Annotated in this window: 18 protein-coding genes and 1 pseudogene; 9 read left to right on the top strand and 10 right to left on the bottom strand. The window is 68.9% G+C overall.

Going from position 1 to position 16,275, the window contains the following annotated elements; translation table 11 throughout:
• Positions 1-59: 59 nt before the first annotated feature.
• The 5 genes from ABZ822_RS23410 to ABZ822_RS23390 all read right to left on the bottom strand — a co-directional run bounded on the left by ABZ822_RS23410 (position 60) and on the right by ABZ822_RS23390 (position 3,505).
• Positions 60-248 (bottom strand): hypothetical protein, encoded by a 189-nt coding sequence (locus tag ABZ822_RS23410; RefSeq protein ID WP_360857665.1) that lies wholly within the window; start codon positions 246-248, stop codon positions 60-62.
• A 169-nt stretch (positions 249-417) separates the two neighbouring features.
• A complete protein-coding gene (locus tag ABZ822_RS23405; protein WP_360857443.1) occupies positions 418-1,068 on the bottom strand; it encodes a hypothetical protein in 651 nt (216 codons plus the stop codon).
• Positions 1,061-1,570 (bottom strand): SigE family RNA polymerase sigma factor, encoded by a 510-nt coding sequence (locus ABZ822_RS23400; RefSeq protein WP_360857440.1) that lies wholly within the window; start codon positions 1,568-1,570, stop codon positions 1,061-1,063. The genes ABZ822_RS23405 and ABZ822_RS23400 overlap by 8 nt, the downstream gene beginning before the upstream one ends.
• A 512-nt stretch (positions 1,571-2,082) precedes the next feature.
• Complete coding sequence (locus ABZ822_RS23395; protein ID WP_360857437.1) at positions 2,083-2,739, bottom strand: hypothetical protein; 657 nt, start codon at positions 2,737-2,739, stop codon at positions 2,083-2,085.
• Between the two features lie 430 nt (positions 2,740-3,169).
• Positions 3,170-3,505: a helix-turn-helix domain-containing protein gene (locus ABZ822_RS23390; RefSeq protein WP_360857434.1), complete on the bottom strand. Its 336-nt coding sequence runs from the start codon at positions 3,503-3,505 to the stop codon at positions 3,170-3,172.
• Between the two features lie 114 nt (positions 3,506-3,619).
• Between ABZ822_RS23390 and ABZ822_RS23385 the strand changes: the two genes are divergently transcribed.
• A complete protein-coding gene (locus ABZ822_RS23385; protein ID WP_360857431.1) occupies positions 3,620-4,105 on the top strand; it encodes an STAS domain-containing protein in 486 nt (161 codons plus the stop codon).
• A 104-nt stretch (positions 4,106-4,209) separates the two neighbouring features.
• Here the strand turns inward: ABZ822_RS23385 and ABZ822_RS23380 are convergent, their stop codons facing one another.
• From ABZ822_RS23380 to ABZ822_RS23365, 4 genes are all read right to left on the bottom strand, one after another.
• Positions 4,210-4,644, bottom strand: coding sequence for an ATP-binding protein (locus ABZ822_RS23380; RefSeq protein WP_360857428.1), 435 nt, complete (start codon positions 4,642-4,644; stop codon positions 4,210-4,212).
• Between the two features lie 131 nt (positions 4,645-4,775).
• Positions 4,776-4,979 carry a cold-shock protein gene (locus ABZ822_RS23375; RefSeq protein WP_360857342.1) on the bottom strand — a complete coding sequence of 68 codons (204 nt, stop codon included), beginning with the start codon at positions 4,977-4,979 and terminating at the stop codon, positions 4,776-4,778.
• A 300-nt stretch (positions 4,980-5,279) separates the two neighbouring features.
• Entirely contained in the window at positions 5,280-6,596 is a 1,317-nt protein-coding gene (gene nhaA / locus ABZ822_RS23370; protein WP_360857425.1) for a Na+/H+ antiporter NhaA, read from the bottom strand.
• 230 nt (positions 6,597-6,826) lie between these two features.
• Complete coding sequence (locus ABZ822_RS23365) at positions 6,827-8,362, bottom strand: alanine/glycine:cation symporter family protein (protein ID WP_360857422.1); 1,536 nt, start codon at positions 8,360-8,362, stop codon at positions 6,827-6,829.
• Positions 8,363-9,304: 942 nt separating this feature from the next.
• Here ABZ822_RS23365 and ABZ822_RS23360 point away from each other — a divergent pair.
• The 4 genes from ABZ822_RS23360 to ABZ822_RS23345 all read left to right on the top strand — a co-directional run bounded on the left by ABZ822_RS23360 (position 9,305) and on the right by ABZ822_RS23345 (position 12,960).
• Complete coding sequence (locus ABZ822_RS23360) at positions 9,305-10,099, top strand: SDR family oxidoreductase (protein WP_360857419.1); 795 nt, start codon at positions 9,305-9,307, stop codon at positions 10,097-10,099.
• A gap of 199 nt (positions 10,100-10,298) precedes the next feature.
• Positions 10,299-11,090, top strand: coding sequence for a CPBP family intramembrane glutamic endopeptidase (locus ABZ822_RS23355; protein WP_360857415.1), 792 nt, complete (start codon positions 10,299-10,301; stop codon positions 11,088-11,090).
• Positions 11,087-12,364, top strand: a complete 1,278-nt coding sequence (locus tag ABZ822_RS23350) for a sensor domain-containing protein (protein WP_360857412.1) — start codon at positions 11,087-11,089, stop codon at positions 12,362-12,364. The genes ABZ822_RS23355 and ABZ822_RS23350 overlap by 4 nt, the downstream gene beginning before the upstream one ends.
• On the top strand, positions 12,316-12,960 hold the full coding sequence (locus ABZ822_RS23345) for a response regulator transcription factor (RefSeq protein ID WP_360857409.1): 645 nt from the start codon (positions 12,316-12,318) through the stop codon (positions 12,958-12,960). Before ABZ822_RS23350 ends, ABZ822_RS23345 begins: the two co-directional genes overlap by 49 nt.
• Before the next feature lie 45 nt (positions 12,961-13,005).
• Here the strand turns inward: ABZ822_RS23345 and ABZ822_RS23340 are convergent, their stop codons facing one another.
• A complete protein-coding gene (locus tag ABZ822_RS23340; protein ID WP_360857405.1) occupies positions 13,006-13,488 on the bottom strand; it encodes a GNAT family N-acetyltransferase in 483 nt (160 codons plus the stop codon).
• A 110-nt stretch (positions 13,489-13,598) separates the two neighbouring features.
• On the opposite strand from ABZ822_RS23340, the pseudogene ABZ822_RS23335 reads away from it, so the two are divergent.
• The 4 genes and pseudogenes from ABZ822_RS23335 to stsB form a co-directional block, all read left to right on the top strand.
• Positions 13,599-13,703, top strand: a pseudogene (locus tag ABZ822_RS23335) (LysR family transcriptional regulator); the annotation flags it as partial.
• Between the two features lie 4 nt (positions 13,704-13,707).
• Positions 13,708-14,193, top strand: a complete 486-nt coding sequence (locus tag ABZ822_RS23330; RefSeq protein WP_360857659.1) for an alpha/beta fold hydrolase — start codon at positions 13,708-13,710, stop codon at positions 14,191-14,193.
• 455 nt (positions 14,194-14,648) lie between these two features.
• Positions 14,649-14,768, top strand: a complete 120-nt coding sequence (gene stsA / locus ABZ822_RS23325; RefSeq protein ID WP_360857402.1) for a StsA family sactipeptide RiPP — start codon at positions 14,649-14,651, stop codon at positions 14,766-14,768.
• Positions 14,769-14,851: 83 nt separating this feature from the next.
• The gene (gene stsB / locus ABZ822_RS23320) at positions 14,852-16,267 is read left to right on the top strand and encodes a StsB family radical SAM/SPASM domain sactipeptide maturase (protein ID WP_360857399.1); all 1,416 of its coding nucleotides are present in this window, start codon (positions 14,852-14,854) and stop codon (positions 16,265-16,267) included.
• The last annotated feature ends 8 nt before the right edge of the window (positions 16,268-16,275 follow it).

The following is a 16,275-nucleotide window of genomic DNA, read 5'->3' as shown; positions in this document are numbered from 1 at the left end:
GGTTGGTCCTGGGGGGTGGTCTGGAGGGTGGGCCTAGATGAATTGGCCTGAAGCGTTGTTCACGCGGCTGATCGGTGGTTGGCCTCCGAGTGCGGTGTGGCACCGGTGGTGAAGCCCAGATCCAGGGCTTCGGCGGGAAGGGGGAGGCTCTTCGAACCGAGAGCGGACCTGACGAACTTCACCTGCTGCTGGTGCCGCGAGCCGAGGCGCGCCGGACCCTTCGGCTTCCCCGGTGGCGACACCGCCACGACACCGCCGTCCGCCCCCGTGAGAGCGGTGCGGGCCCCGGCCCCTGCCCGGATTCCCGGATTCCCGGATTCCCGGAACGAGGGTCCCGGCGACGGCCGCGGAGCTGATCCCGTGGGCTCGAGTGGTGCTCATGTGCCGGCTCTCCTGATAGCGCTGCCGGTGCCGGTCTCAGGTCGGGAACTGCGTTTCGACCACACCGATCCACCCCTTCCACTGCCGCACGGTGAGTTCGAGCCACGGGCCGTCATGCCCTGCCCGGCCCTGGTAGCGGCTGTCGTCGACCTTGGTGAGGCCGCAGTCGTTCAGGGTTTCCCTCAGCGTCCGCATCACCTCGCCGGCAACCTTGACGTTCGGGTACCTGCTGACGCGGTACCGCGCCCGCGCTCCGTCCTTGCCGTCGAACTGCTGGAAGAAGTACTCGGCGGGGTCGGGGACACCGCCACGCCACTTGCAGACCTCGTACAGGCCCACTTGCGGAAGCATGCGCCCGTCGCGGCCTTCCTCCTCGGCCACCGTCCAGTGCACGCTCGCGTTCATCGGCAGCTTCGAGGGCTTCATCACCTTGACCACCCCGTCCTTGACGAACGGGTTCGGCCCGGCCGCGACCACGGGGGTGTCACGCGAGTCGTCGGCCGTGCGAGGCGAGTCGTCGGCCAGCTGCGCCCACGAGCCGATTCCCACCGCCGCCGCGGCGACCACCGCCACCGCCGCCCCGGCCAACCGTCGCCGTGCCCGTCGGCGCTCGCCCCGGGCCCGTACGACCTGAGCGGGCGCGAGCCGCACCGGGACTCCGTCCAGCAGCTCCTCCACCTCAGCCATGAGCGATGGCCCCCTCGTCGTACGTGTCGATCTTCGTCAAGTGTTCGCCGAGCTGTTTACGCGCCCTGCTGAGCCGGGTCCTGACCGCACCGCTCGACGAGCGCGTCTCCCGCGCCACGTCCTCCACCGACAGGTCGAGCAGGTGGTGCAGGACCACTGCCCGCCGCTGGTCGGGGTTCAGTTCACGCAGGGCGGCGACGAGGGCCACCCGGTCCTCGGAGAGCCCCGGGACGTCGGGTGCCTGTCCGTGCCGCAGTTGAGCGCGGAGGCGGGTGCGCGTACGCCGCCAGGTGCTGATGGCGAGCCGGGACGCCACGGTGCGCACCCACGGCAGCGGATCCCCTTCCTCCGACAGCCGGGCCCACCTCTGCCAGGCCCTTACGTACGCCTCCTGCACCGCGTCCTCGGCCTCGGCCAGATCGCCGGTCATCGCATAGACCGTGGCGACCAGTCGCTTGGCTGTCGCGGCGTAGAAGGCGTCGAACTCCGCTTCGTTCGACATCGCCTCTTGGCCCCGCTCCCCGTCTCTGGTGAACAACCTCTCTCGCCATGAACACGCTCCCGAGACGCGCGATGTTACAGACGGGATGAAGTGACCTGCGTCACAGGACAGGGCGGGCGGGCGCCCGGGCGGTACGCGGAGCAGGGCGGCGCGGTGAGTTCACGACGACGCAGGCGAACAGCACCGCGGAGGAGATCGACGCGGCCAGGGCCGGGCGCTCAGCCAGGGCGCCGATGCCGCGGCCGGATGGATCACGGAGACGGTCTCGTTGCTGCTCATGCCTGGCGCTCCCGGGCGGGGACGGAGAGGGCGGGCCCCCGTCACCCGTGCCGACGTACCGCATCCGAGCCTTACGAGATATCGGGCGCCGGACTCAGGAAACGGTAGCAATGGGTCATGCCCCCAGCAGCATCCCGCGGGCCTGGCGCCCGAACGGTAGCCCCGTCCGCGCGGTTTGCGACGCCACCACAGGCGCGAGGTCGGCTGCGAACCAGCAACCACCGGTATCGGGCCTAGGGCCGAGGAGGTGTCTGCCGACTGCGGCGCGGGGCGGAACCGCGAGGCAGGTCAGCCACGATGCTCTCCAGGCGACTTTCGATGATCTCACTCATCCTGCCCCGCTCCTGGTCGGCCCGAATCCTCAGCTCCTCCAGCTGCTCCTTCTCCTCGCCCAATGCCGGGCGGCCGGCCAGCCCGAGCGCTCGGACGCACGCCCCGTACTCCTTCAATGTCTCTGCCAGGAGACCGTGCGCCGAGGATCCGTGCGTCGGTTGGGCAGGCTCGTAGGGATCCCCGTACGACGAGATCCCCACATACCACTGATCGCGCATGACCTCGTCCAGGGCTCTCAGCCCCTTCGCCGTTGCCTCCCGCTCTTCATCCCTGAACCGATCCAGGTCGAAGCAGCCCAACTGTATTTCCGCGAGAGCCCCGTCAAGTACGAACTGCCACGCACGGAGCGTCGAACGCACGTCGACCAGCCGTCCTATCTCCGCCTGAATCTCCTCGTGCCGGCGCGTCTCTTCCGCCTGGGCGCGGGCCGCCTCGATCTGCAACTCCGCCTGCTTGGCAGCTTCACGTTGCTGATGCAGCGGGCCCCAGTATGCGACCGCAGCGGTCACCAGAGACCCACCAAGGGCACCGACCAGTCCGTACACGGCATCCGACATGCGCACCAATGTGGCACAGCCCGCCGAAGGCCGTACGTGCGCCAGGCCAACTCCGCCTTCGGGCACCCAACGCCCCACCCTCATCGGGGACTTCGGCGGACACTCCCTGACAAGCCGAAGCCAGTCGGGCCAGTTGGACGCCCTTGACGGACACGATCCCGTCGCTGTCCGCCAGGTGGGCGGGGTGAAGCGGGGCGTAGCCGAACGAGGGGAGACGTACGGGGAGCGGGCCGCGTTTCGGCGAGGACGGTCGCCGGCCGCGGGGCGTCGATGATGACGCGGGGCTCCTCCGAGTGCGCGTGCAGGAGTCCTTCGAAGGCCCTCGGTACGTACGGGGCAGAGGTGTTGGCACGGACAGAGAGGGGAGCGGCAGTCGCTGCCACACGCACCGGCAGCCTCGATGCGGTGTCCGGTCCAGGCGTCCACGCGTCTAGGTGTCGGCCCGCGGGGCCGGCTCGCCACTGCGGCGGGCCTCGTCCTGAACGAGAAGAGAGAGGAAGGCGGCGACGGAGAGGCCGGCTTCGGCCGGGTGTCGCAGCACCTTCCCGGGCTCGATCCGGTACGTATTCGTGCGACCTTCGCGCGTATGGGACAAATAACCCTCTTGCTCAAGATCGACGATGATCCGCTGGACGGCGCGCTCGGTGAGCCGGCAGTGGGCGGCGATGTCGCGGATGCGGGTGTTCGGGTCGTCGGCGATGGCGGCCAACACACGCGCGTGGTTGGTGATGAACGTCCATCCGTTGTGAGGGTCAGGCACTCCCATGCGGTAATCCTAGAACCCCCTTGGCCGACAACAAATACATGACATATATTTCGTGTACCACGTTGCGCATGTAGACGTTCCGGCGGCGGCAGGTCTCCAAGGAAGGCGAGCGGGGTGGATGCTGGCAAGAGGCGGTTGCGACAGAACCCGCCTGGGGGGCGCAGCTGTCCGACGCAACCCGAGGCATCTGTCAGCGTCACGGCGGGTCCGCCCTGCCTGACGACCGTTCACCGCTCCCCCGGCACGGACAAGACCGTCGTCGTGGTACGCGGCGAGGTCGACCACGGCTGCGAGGACGCACTCGAACGGTCTCTCACCGACGCGTTGAGCTGCTCCGCCCACGGAATCGAGATCGATCTCAGCAAGGTCTCCTTCTGGGCATGCTCCAGCGTGAAGGTGCTCCTCGCCGTACGGCAGCTGGCGGGGCGGCAGAGCAAGACCGTCTCCCTGCGAGCGATCAGCCCCATCGTGCGCCGTGTGCTCGACCTGACCGGCACACTCCGCTTCTTCACCACCGACACCGCCCCGGCCTCTCCCCCGGCCCCCGGCCAATGGCCCGCGGTCATCTACTACGTGAAACGCGGACAAGCCCTGGAATGACCGGCGTTCGGCCGCGGGCGCGGGCGAGACGGGCTGCCCATGGGCGGTGCCACCGCAGCACCGGCACCGCTGCTGCCGGAACTGGCACGGGCTGAGGGGATTCGTCAGTGCAAGGCCAGTCGGACGACGATGGTCTTGCCGACCCGACCGGGCTCTCGGTGGACCCGCACCGCCTGGCAGATCCGGAGGATCATCGGCCAGCCGAAGCCACCAGGCGTACCCGGTTCCGGTGGCCCGCCGGTGACCGGCTCCTGATCGCTGGCGTCGCTCACCCCGAGTTCCAGGCCCCGGCCATCGCTCGTGAGGTGGGCGACGAAGCCGGTCACACCGCCCGCATGCCGGATCGCGTTGGTCACCAGCTCGGACGTTGCCAGCAAGGCGTCGATCACCGCGGTCTCGCGCAGCGACGCTCCACACCGCGTACCCAGCAACCGTTCAACCGCGCTTCGGGCGTCCGACGCACTCAGGGGGCACGCAGAGCCGGTCCCCGTCGCGACGACGGAGCCCTCGGGCAGCATCGATGCATGCATGTGCGCCATTATCTCCGCGGGAAGGCCCCTCGTAACAGGCTTCTCGTGGGCAGTTGCAGCCTCGCGCACGCCGGGCTCCGGCTGCGCGCAGTGGCCCCGCTCCCGGGTGGCGGGTGCGGGGCCACTGGGGCACGTCAAGGTCAGGCGGGGGTGATGTTCTCCGCCTGGGGGCCCTTCTGGCCCTGGGTGACGTCGAAGTTCACCTTCTGCCCCTCCTGCAGCTCACGGAAGCCGGAGCTGTTGATGTTGGAGTAGTGAGCGAAGACGTCCGGACCTCCACCGTCCTGCTCGATGAACCCGAAGCCCTTTTCCGAGTTGAACCACTTCACGGTTCCGGTAGCCATGCATGCCCTCCACAGGGACTCGAAATCGGCTCCCGCACCGCGCGGAAGCCGGAGGTGATCGCCCTGGTCCTTCGTTGACCTGAACAGCAAAACCGCCCGTGCATCGACTGATCACGGGCGGAGAACTTCGGAACCACGACAGCTGGAACAGAACGCTACACCGCTCCCGCCACAGACACCACGATCTTCCAGCCGTGGAGCGCGACGAGCCCATCAAGCCGATCGGCCCTGACGCGGACGCTGCTCGGCCGCGCCCGGCGCCGTGGGTGTCGGCTCCGGTCCACCCACGCCGAGTGCCGGCTAGCGGTCCTTTCCCATGAGGCTGGGGTCGGAGCCGTCTCGCTGGTAGATGTCGGGAATGCCGTCGGCGTCGTCGTCACGGGTCTCCTCCTCGTACAACCGGCGGTAGATCGCGTTGCGGCGCTTGATCAGCAGGGCGGCCAGGCCCGCCGCGATCAGCGACCCCACGAGAACCGCTGCCTTGATGTGTTCGGCCTCGGACGGATCGGGGAACGCGAGTTCCCCGATGAGGAGGGCGACGGTGAAGCCGATCCCGGCCAGGACCGACAGCGAGAAGACGTCCGCCCACTCCAGATCGGGGTTGAGACGGGCGCGTGTGTAGCGGGCGGCGAGATAGGTTCCGGCGAAGATGCCGACGGTCTTGCCGATGACGAGGCCGAAGACGACTCCGAGGGTGGCAGGCTGCGTGAAGACCTCACCGAGCGCCTCGCCGGAGACGCCGACCCCCGCTGCGAAGAGGGCGAACAGCGGCACCACCACTCCCGCGGAGACCGGGTGCAGCAGATGCGAGGTCCGCTCGGCGGGCGAGGCGTCCTCGCCCTTGTCGCGGGTGGTGCGCAGGATCAGGCCCATGGCGACCCCGGCGACCGTCGCGTGGACCCCGCCGTTGTACATCAGCGCCCAGACGGCGATACCGAGCGGGACGTACCACCACCAGTCGCGCACCCGCAGCCGCTGCAGGACGTAGAAGACGACGAGTCCGGCGCCGGAGCCCGCGAGCGCCCAGGGGTTCAGATCGGATGTGAAGAAGACCGCGATGATCAGGATCGCGCCGAGGTCGTCGACGACGGCGAGGGTGAGGAGGAATGCCCGCAGGGCGGCGGGGAGATGAGAGCTGAGCACGGCCAGGACCGCCAGCGCGAACGCGATGTCCGTCGCCATCGGTACGGCCCAGCCGTCGGCGCTTCCCCCTCCGGCCGAGACGGTCGCCAGATAGACGAGGGCGGGTACGACCATGCCGCATACGGCTGCGATCACGGGCAGTGCCGCCGTGGCGGGGTTGCGCAGCTCGCCGACCACCAGCTCTCGCTTCAGCTCGATCCCGGCGACCAGGAAGAACACGGCGAGCAGTCCGTCGGCGGTCCAGTGGCCGACCGAGAGGTCCAGGCCGAGCGCGGGGATGCCGAAGTGGAAATCGCGGATCTGCTCGTAGACGCCGCTCCACGGGCTGTTGGCCCACACCAGCGCCACCACGGCCGCGGCGAGCAGCACGAGACCGCCCACCGTTTCCGTCCGCAGCGCCTGGGCCACGGCTTTGCGTTCCGGCCACGGAAGCAGACCGAGGAACGTGGTGCGCTGACGCGGAGCGTCTGTCATGAGGAAGGGCCTCCGGGGCCGTCGATGGAGCGGGCACACTTCGCCCTCGGACGCCGACCAGACTTCCCGGCACACCCCGCGTCGCATTGACGCGTTCTTAACACCCTAACCAGAGGGAGGCGCCGTCACCAGAGCGCACCTCACCTGCACGGACAGGGTGAGAGGACCCGCATGGCGCAAGGCGCGAGCGCTGTGCGGGCCCTCTCCGGAGCCGGGCCGCCGGGGGGCGGTCAGACGGTGGTCTTCACCGACTCCTGGTCCTCGTCGGCGTCGTCCGCTTCGCCGGCGTTCCGGGCGCGGACGAACTCCAGGAACGAGTTCAGTTCACGCTTGACGACGGGTGCGAGCAGGTAGAGACCGATGATGTTGATGACGGCCAGCATGAACAGGACCGCGTCGGCCATGTCGATCAGTGTCTGCAGGGTGAGGAGCGACCCAGCGACGGCGAAGACCGTGTAGAGCACCTTGAAGGTCAGCTCACTGGTCCTGCTGCGGCCGAACAGGTGAGTCCATGCCTTGAGGCAGTAGTAGCCCCACGTCAGAACGGTCGAGATGGCGAACAGCAGGACCGCGACGGTGAGGATGTACGGGAACCAGGGCAGCACGGTGCCGAACGCGTCGGAGGTGATCGTGACACCGCCGATCGACTCGTCCGTCCGGGCCTTGGCCCAGCTCGCCGGGTTCGCGATCACGATGGTGAGCGCCGTCATGGTGCAGATGATCACGGTGTCGATGAACGGCTCCAGCAGCGCGACCAGGCCTTCGCTGGCGGGGTGCTTGGTCTTCACCGCGGAGTGCGCGATCGGGGCGGAGCCCAGGCCGGCCTCGTTGGAGAACGCGGCCCGCTTGAAGCCGATGATCAGTGCGCCGAGCACACCGCCGGCGACGCCCTCCGGGTTGAAGGCGCCCTCGACGATCGTGGCGATGGCGTCCGGGACAGCGGTGACGTTGACCAGGATGACGGTCAGGCACGCGGCGATGTAGATCCCGGCCATGGCCGGGACCAGCCTGCTGGTGACGTTCGCGATGGAGCGGATTCCGCCGAGCAGGACGATGCCCACGAGCACGGCGATCAGGACGCCGAAGAGCAGGGCTCCCGCGGAGGAGGCGAGCGCGCCGTCCTCGCCACCGGTGACGGTGACGAGCTGGGCGTAGCTCTGGTTGACCTGGAAGAGGTTGCCGCCGAAGAGTCCGAAGAAGAGCACCATGGCCGAGGCGAGGACCGCGAGGACCTTGCCCAGGGTCTTGCCGTTCTTGCCGAAGCGGTCGGCCAGGCCCTTGGGGAGGTAGTGCATGGGGCCGCCGGAGACCGTGCCGTCGGCGTGCACCTCGCGGTACTTCACGCCCAGGGTGACCTCGACGAACTTCGTGGCCATGCCGAGCAGACCGCAGAGGATCATCCAGAAGGTGGCGCCTGCGCCACCGATGGAGACGGCCACCGCGACACCCGCGATGTTGCCGAGGCCGACGGTGCCGGAGACAGCCGCGGTCAGGGCCTGGAAGTGGTTGACCTCGCCCGCAGATCCCTTCTCGTCGTACTTGCCGCACACGACGTCGACCGCGAGCCGGAATTTACGTATCTGGACCAGCCCGAACCAGCTGGTGAAGACCAGGCCGGCGACGACGAGCCAGGCGACGATCAGGGGCAGTTCCGTCCCGGCGACGGGGACGGCGTAGAAGACCACTTCCCCGAGCCAGGTGGCGATGGGCTCGAAGAATCCGCTGACGGCTTTGTCCACGGATTCGGTGATGGAGTCGAGAGACACAGTGACTACCTCGTGACGCAGGACCGGCGCGGAGCGATGCGTCGGTCGAAGTGCGGGCAATGGAGCGAACGCCGTTGTCCGATCGGCGACCCGGGGCATCTCGGTCCGCAGAGTCGAACCTGGTCGCCCGGGACGTGCTGCCGGTGCGTACCGGCCTTCCGTGCCACGTCACGGCGGTTGGCGTGGCACGGAGTTGGGCAGTTCTAACACGCCCTTTGCCTTTTCTTTAGTGGCTCAAATCACATAACGGCGAGTAATCGGGAAAGCGCCAGCGAGCGTGACGTGACCGTTACCCCGAGACGGCTCCTGGTGACCGAACGCCGTGAGACGCCTCCGAAGCGTGACGCAAGGGAGAAGGTCCTCCTCTTGGAAACGCCCTCACGACCTGCGGAGAACGTTGGTTTCAGGCAGCATCTACACGCTGGACGCAGCGGAAACGCCGCGCCCTTCGCCGAGCGATGCCTGTTCCCGGCAAACTTGCGCCCAGGGACGCTGCCGTAAGCGGGCAGTGACGACCCGGCATGGACGCGCGCACACTTCGCCACCCTCACGTGGCGACGTCACGTCGGCGACGGAGGCGCCTTCCGAACGCGGCCCTCTCACCATCCCCGCACACCGGATCCCCGCACACCGGATCCCCGCACACCGGCCCTGCCCGGCCCGGAGGGAACGCTCGTGAACGGCATGGGGTCTGCCCACCCGCGCGGCGAACTCACGCGCCGGTATCTCCCGTTCCCTCCTCGCGAGTTGGCCGCCCGCATCGGGACCACCGTGTAACGGAGCGGGGTGTGACCGCGGCATCCCAGCAGCACGAGAGCCGGCTCCCGTGCTGATACAGACCCCACCGGCAGCGGTCCGCGTGGCGAGTTGCGGTGGCGTCCGTGTTCAGCTCCAGTGCAGGGAACGCATCATCGACGCACAGCCACCGAGAAGGGCGCCCCCATGCAGATCGATCTCTCCGGCCGGACCGCCCTGGTCACCGGCTCCACCCAGGGCATCGGAGCGGCCATCGCCACCGGGCTCGCCCGCGCCGGTGCTCGCGTCGTCGTCAACGGCCGCGGCGAGGAGCGCGTCGAGCAAGCGGTCCGTACGATCCGCGCCGGGACCGGCGACGCTGACGTCACGGGCGCGGTGGGGGACCTGGCGACCGAGGAAGGTGCCCGGGCCGTCCTCGACGCCGTCCCCGGGGTGGACATCCTCGTGAACAACCTCGGCGTCTTCGGCTCCGCGCCCCCGCTGGAGATCGACGACGCCGAGTGGCGTCGCTACTTCGAGATCAACGTCCTCTCCGCCGTACGTCTCATCCGGGCCTACCTCCCCGGGATGAAAGAGCAGGGGTGGGGGCGCGTGCTCAATCTCGCCAGCGACTCGGCCGTCGTCATTCCGGCGGAGATGATCCACTACGGGATGACGAAGACCTCGCTGCTCGCCGTCAGCCGCGGTTTCGCGAAGGATGCCGCCGGCACCGGAGTCACCGTCAACTCCGTGATCGCCGGGCCGACGCACACCGGCGGCGTCGAAGGGTTCGTGCGCGAGCTGGTCGGCGACGAGTTGCCCTGGGAGGAGGCGCAGCACGCGTTCATGCTCAAGTACCGCCCGCAGTCGCTGATTCAGCGCCTCATCGAGCCGGAGGAGATCGCCCATCTCGTCGTGTACCTCGCCTCCCCCTACGCCTCCGCCACCACGGGCGGCGCCGTGCGGGTCGACGGCGGTTACGTCGACTCCATCCTCCCCTGACCCACACGCACTCCTGACGGGACGATCTCCCGATCCGCCACTTTGCTGAAGCCTCGTCAGGGCAAGTGCGTCAGCGCGTACTTGCTTCGCATACCGGGGTCCCGCGCCGGCGGGTCACCCCAGGGGTGGTGCTGCCTACAGTGCCGTTGGGCAGGAAGGTGCAGTCCGCGGGCCCCGGCCGCCCGGCATCGTCGAGGTCATGCAGACGAGACAGCGATGGAAGACACAGGCGGGAATCTTTCTGGCGGTCGCCTTCGTGGCGGCCGGAGTGCTGGGAGCGGCACAGCCGGCGACCGGCATCCCCACGGTGGTCGTCCAACTGACCCAGTTCGGCCCGGCATCGGCAGTGGCGGTCGCAGCCCTGCTGTGGCCGTCCCGGACCCGCGACCTGCTCGCCGGATCCACCGGGGGTGCGGCCACCCCTGGACTGCCGTTGCTCGCCACGGCCCCCTTGATCATCCTCCTGTCAGCAGGCTCGTACGCCCTCCTGACCGGCACCGCCCAAGCCGGCGACCCGCGCGCCCTGCACCACTCCTTCCTCCTCATCGTTCTCGCCCAACTGGTCGGCGCCTGCGGCGAGGAGATCGGCTGGCGTTGCTTCCTGCAGCCCTTGCTGCGGTCCCGCTTCGGTCCGTTCACCGCGTCGGCGGCGGTCGGGGTGGCGTGGGGCCTGTGGCACGTCCAGGCGATGGCCGCCGGCCCCGCGTACGCTGCGGGTTTCCTCCTGGCCACGACCTCGATGTCCGTCGTACTGGGCCTGGCCCTGGACGCGGCACGGGGAGTTGAGCGCCTGCTCCTCGCGGGCGGCTTCCACGCCCTGATCAATCTGGGCATGCTCCTGTTCATGGACGAGGAGACCGGCAGGGCAGTACCCATGGTCCTGTTCGGTCTGGCGTGCGCGGTGACGGCGGTGCCGTGGGTGTGGCGAGTACGGCGGACCGCCGGAGTTACGATCATGGAAACTGCAGGGGGCGCGAGGCGGGGGGCATGAGGGCACGGCGTTCATGGCGCGGGCGGTGGGTCGCCCTCGCGCGCTGTCAGTTGCTCGGGCTGGCCGGGTTCACGGTGATGGGTGCCGGGATGCTGGTCAACGGGGCGTTGCTCTTCCTGCCGGTCGGGGTCGGCTTCTGGGCGCTGCCTCCGGCCGCGCGGCTCCTGCGGCGTGTGTCCGACCGGTACCGGGACCGCGCCACCCGCTGGACCGGGCGCCCCCTCAGCCCGCCCGATCCCCTCCCCCACGCCACGTCGGCCCGCCGCAGCGCTGCCGCGATCCTCGGGGACGACGGCTTCTGGCACGATCTGCGCTGGGCATGGCTGGAGCCGTGGACGGGAGGCGTACTCGCGGCGGTCCCGCTCGCGCTCACCGAGTACGGGCTGTTCGGCGCGCTCGTCCAGCCCTTCGTATGGCGCAGGCTGGGCGACGGCAACTGGTACGCCTTCGTACCGGTGACGACGACGGCCACCATGGTCACCGCCCTGCTCCTGGGCCTTGTCCTCGCGGCCGCGGGGCTGTGTCTGGCGCCGGCCGTGACGACGCGGCACGCCCGTCTCACGCAGCGTCTCCTCTCCGCTCCGCGCGGCACAGAACTGGCCCGCCGCGTGGCCCGGCTGGCCGACACGCGGTCCGCGGCCCTGGACGTCCACGCGGCCGAACTCACCCGGATCGAGCGGGACTTGCACGACGGTGCACAGGCCCGACTGGTGTCCCTCGGGCTCACCCTGGACGAGGCGACCCGCCTGCTGGACACCGACCCGCGGGCCGCCCGCACGCTCCTGCTCGACGTCCGAACCGCCTCCGAACGGGCGTTGCAGGACCTGCGCGACCTGGTTCACGGCATCCATCCTTCGGTCCTGGCGGACCGCGGCCTGGCCGACGCCGTCCGCTCACTTGCCCTGGAAAGCCACATGGACGTGGACGTGGTCGCGGACCTGCCGCGGGCGCGCCTGCCCGCACCCGTCGAGTCGGCGGCCTACTTCGCGGTGTCGGAACTTCTCACCAACGCGGCCAAGCACGCGGCGGCGACCCGCGTCGATGTCGTGCTTGCCCACGACGGCAGCGTGCTGCGGGTGAGCGTGACGGACGACGGTCACGGCGGCGCGGATCCGTCGGCCGGTTCCGGACTGCCGGGTATTCAGCGCCGGTTGACCACCTTCGACGGCATACTCGCCCTGCACAGCCCGCCGGGCGGACCGACCACCGCAACCCTGGAGATCCCGTGCGCGTCGTCCTCGCCGAAGACCTCTTCCTCCTCCGCGACGGTCTGACGCGCACCCTCCGCGAACACGGCTGCGAGGTCGTCGCCTCGGTGGACAACGGCCCCGCGCTCGTACAGACACTCGCACGCACCGAGCTGGACGTCGCGGTGATCGACATCCGGCTGCCTCCGACGCACACGGACGAAGGTCTCAAGGCGGCTCTTCAGGCCCGTCGCAGCCGCCCCGCACTCCCCGTCCTGATCCTCTCCCAGTACGTCGAGCAGCTCTACGCCCACGAACTTCTCGCCTCCGGCGAGGGCGCCGTCGGCTACCTGCTGAAGGACCGAGTCACGCGCACCGCCCAGTTCATCGACGCCCTGCGTACGGTCGCGGCGGGCGGCACGGTCATGGACCCCCAGGTCATCGCCAAGCTGCTGACGCGCAGCGAGAAGCGGGGCCGCATCAGCGCCCTGACTCCCCGCGAGCACGAGGTCCTCGCCCTGATGGCCGAGGGCCGTTCCAACACCGCCATCGCCCAGACCCTGCACGTCAGCGAGAGCGCGGTGGCCAAGCACATCGCGTCGGTCTTCGGGAAGCTGCGGATAGAGCAGTCGCCGGAGGACAACCGGCGGGTGCTGGCGGTGCTGGCGTACCTCAAGGGATGAGCGGCCTGTGCGCGCGGGCAACCGCATCCCGTCACCGGGCAGACTTCAGCCGTCCGTGCCGCTCTTGGTGTACTCGAGCCTGGCCGGCCCCTCCCCCTCCAGACGATCCCCGGGCACCCAGCCGCACGCCTCGTAGAACGAGATGGCCCTGGTATTGCCGGGGAACGTCTCCAGCCGGATGGTCGCGTACCGGGCGAGGAGCGTTTCCTCCGCGTGCCGAAGCAGGAGGCGGCCGAGCCCCCGACGGTGATGATCCGCATCGACCATAATGAGATCGACGGTAGGGCCGTCGAGGATGGAGAGGCCGACGATCCGGCCGTCCTGGATGAGGCAGTGCACGCCACCCCGTTCCAGGTGACTCTTCACGTGCGCGTCCGACGCACCACTGCCGAGGAACCAGTCCACTGCCTCGTCGCCGAGGAACCCGCGGTAGCAGGTATCGATCGCGCGACGCGCCAGAGCCTGGAGATCGGCGAGATCCTCCCCGGTGGCAGGGCGGATGGTGGGGCGCGGCTGTCCGGTCGACACGGTGATTCCAACGTCAGTGCAGAGGATGGGCTCCCGACCCTATCCACCCTGCCGCCGGTCGATCGAGGCGTCGACCCCGGCGTCGGATGCCCGTGGACCGGGGATGCGTTTGGATCACTGTCCCCGTCGGCTTCCCGCTGATGGCCACCGTCGAGGCCATCGCCGGCGTCGCCTACCGCCGACTCGACATCGTCCACCGCATCAACGAATTCACGACCGCTGCGCGGCCGGCTCGACACCGGTCGCGTCGCGGTGACCGGGCACTCCCTGGGTGGGGCGGCCGCACTGCAAGCCGCCGCTCGGGACCGCGGGTTCGCGGCCGCCGTCGACATCGACGGCTTCCCCCACGGCCCGGCCCCCCGCGCCATCCGGCAGCCGGTGCTGGCGCTGACCCACGACGTCGACCAGCACAGCGACCCCGAGTACATCGACCGTCTGACGAAGACCCTCGACGTGAGCCGGGCGACGAGTTACCGGCTCACGGTCCCTGGTTCGGCGCACGTGACGTTCACGGACGCTCCGCTGTACTTGCCGCCGGTGCCCGCCGTCGTCGGGACCCAGGACCGGACCGAAGGCCCCCGGATCACCGCGGCCACCACCCTCGCCTTCCTCGACCCCATCCTGCGGGCCAAGTCCGGCAGCCCGGCCGACGCCCTGTCCCGTTACGGCGGGCTCACCGTGCACCGGCCGGACGCCGCACGGTGACGAGGCACATGACCGGTTGACCTGTACGTGCTGCCACTTATTCAGCCAACAGGCCGGAAAGGAACCTCGAGACCGCCGACACCCCCAAGGGGAATTCCGAATTCCTCTCCGTGGTTTCCTCCGGCCAGGAAATCGCTTTCCCCCTTTCGGTGACGACGTCGCGCAGCAACGGTCGCCTGTGGAATCCGATCAGGCATCACCACATGTGCTCCATAATTCCGACACACCCCGTTGACATGTTCTCGGCCTGGCGCCGATGCTTGTCCGCACGCCGAGACGAGCGCACAAAAAGGCTGATGTCTCACCAGATGTCCCCCGGAAGTCTCCGGGTGGGCGAGGCCCTGTGCGAGTCGACGCCTTCCCTGGTCCAGGGGGTCGTGAGGCCTTCGGCGTTCGCTCCTTGTGCGCTCACTGTCAGGTTCCACCGCGTACCACCGACAGAAAGGAATGCACCTATGGAAAACACCAGTTGGGTCAAGCCCGAGATCACCCCGACCGACTTCGAGGCGGACATGGGGTGCGCCTGCGGTTGCATGGGCGGAGCGGGCGCCGGCTCCGGCACCGTCCTCAGCTAGTAGTCGCGTCGCACACCGGTACTGAACTCCGGGGTGGCGCCGGGGCTGAGCCCGGCGCCACCCCTTCATCAGCGAGGTGAGGGATGAAACTACTGGAGCACTGGGACGGGCTCGAAGTCCCCGAGGACCTGGTCTACTTCCGCAACGACGCCGACCGCCTGGTGGTCAACCCTGCACTGTCCGCCTGGTGCACGCTGACCGTGCCGGAATTGGACGTGCTCGTCGCTCTGGCCCAGGGCGGGCCTCCCGCGGGGCACGGCGTCGATGTCGAACGCGTTCTGGCGAAGCTGGTGCTGAACTGGATCGTCTACCTGCCCGGGCACCGCCCGGCGATCCGGGCTCCGGAACCACGACTGACCACCGTCTACTACGCCATCACCGACGGCTGCAATCTGCGGTGCCCTTACTGTTACGCCTCCTCGGAGAAGGCTCTGCCCGGCGAACTGAACACCGCCGAGTCCCTGGACCTGGTCGACCAGATCGCCGACATGAAGGTCCAGCAGATGATCTTCACTGGGGGTGAACCCACGCTCCGCCGGGACCTGTTCGAGATCGCCGAACGCGCACGGACCCGCGGCATGGCGGTCCATATGATCACCAACGGCACGACCATCCGGAAGCCCGAGACCGCGCGACGGATCGCCGACATCTTCAGCCTGGTGACGGTCAGCGTCGACGGCGGGTACGCCGAGCTTCACGAACGCACCCGCGGCAAGGGCACCTTCGCCCGCACCGCGCAGGGACTACGGCTCCTCAACGAGGCCGGCGTCGTCCCCACCATCAATCACGTCGTGACATCCGAGAACGTCGACGCCCTGGACCGCCTCTGTGAATTCGTCGACGACTTGAAGATCAATCGGGTCCGCCTGATGTACCACTCCGAACTCGGCCGCGCCGTCACCGATGACTACGACTTCGGCTGGTCGGACTACCAGAAGACGGAACAGTTCTTCTGGACCCACCCCATGGCCGACCGCCTCCTGCCCGAAGGGCCCAAAGCCGCCAAGCCCTGCTCCATCAAAGGGAATTGCGGGATGGGCGGCAACGAGATCTACGTCAACTCACTCGGCAACGTCTACCCGTGCAAGCTCGTCACCGAGCAGCAGCACAAGGCGGGGAACATTCGTCATCAGCGTCTGGCCGAGATCTTCGAGCATCCGATGCTTGCCGACATGCGAGGCAACAGCGTCTTCGCCGGCGAGAACTTACAGGACTGCCGTCGTTGCTACATCCGTGGCGCGTGCGGCGGCGGATGCCGCGCCTACCACATGGCCGAGACCGGAGACGTGCACCGCAACGGCCGGCATCTGTGCCGGATCCTGCGTCACTCCATGGTCTCCGGTCTCTGGCGGTCGTGCGGTGTCTCCGGGCGCCGGCTCAGCGAGAACCAGGACGAGATGTTCGTGCCGTACCTCGTCCGTGACGACTCCGTGCACCCGGTCCACGAGGACTGGAAACCCGCCGGCGGCGGCCGTCGTCTGCTCCCTCTTGCCAACTGAAGGAGTGC

The organism is Streptomyces sp. NPDC047108 (assembly GCF_040643575.1).
GTDB lineage: Bacteria > Actinomycetota > Actinomycetes > Streptomycetales > Streptomycetaceae > Streptomyces.
Note: the sequence above shows the minus strand (reverse complement) of the source record. Positions and strands in the feature narration are given on the sequence as shown.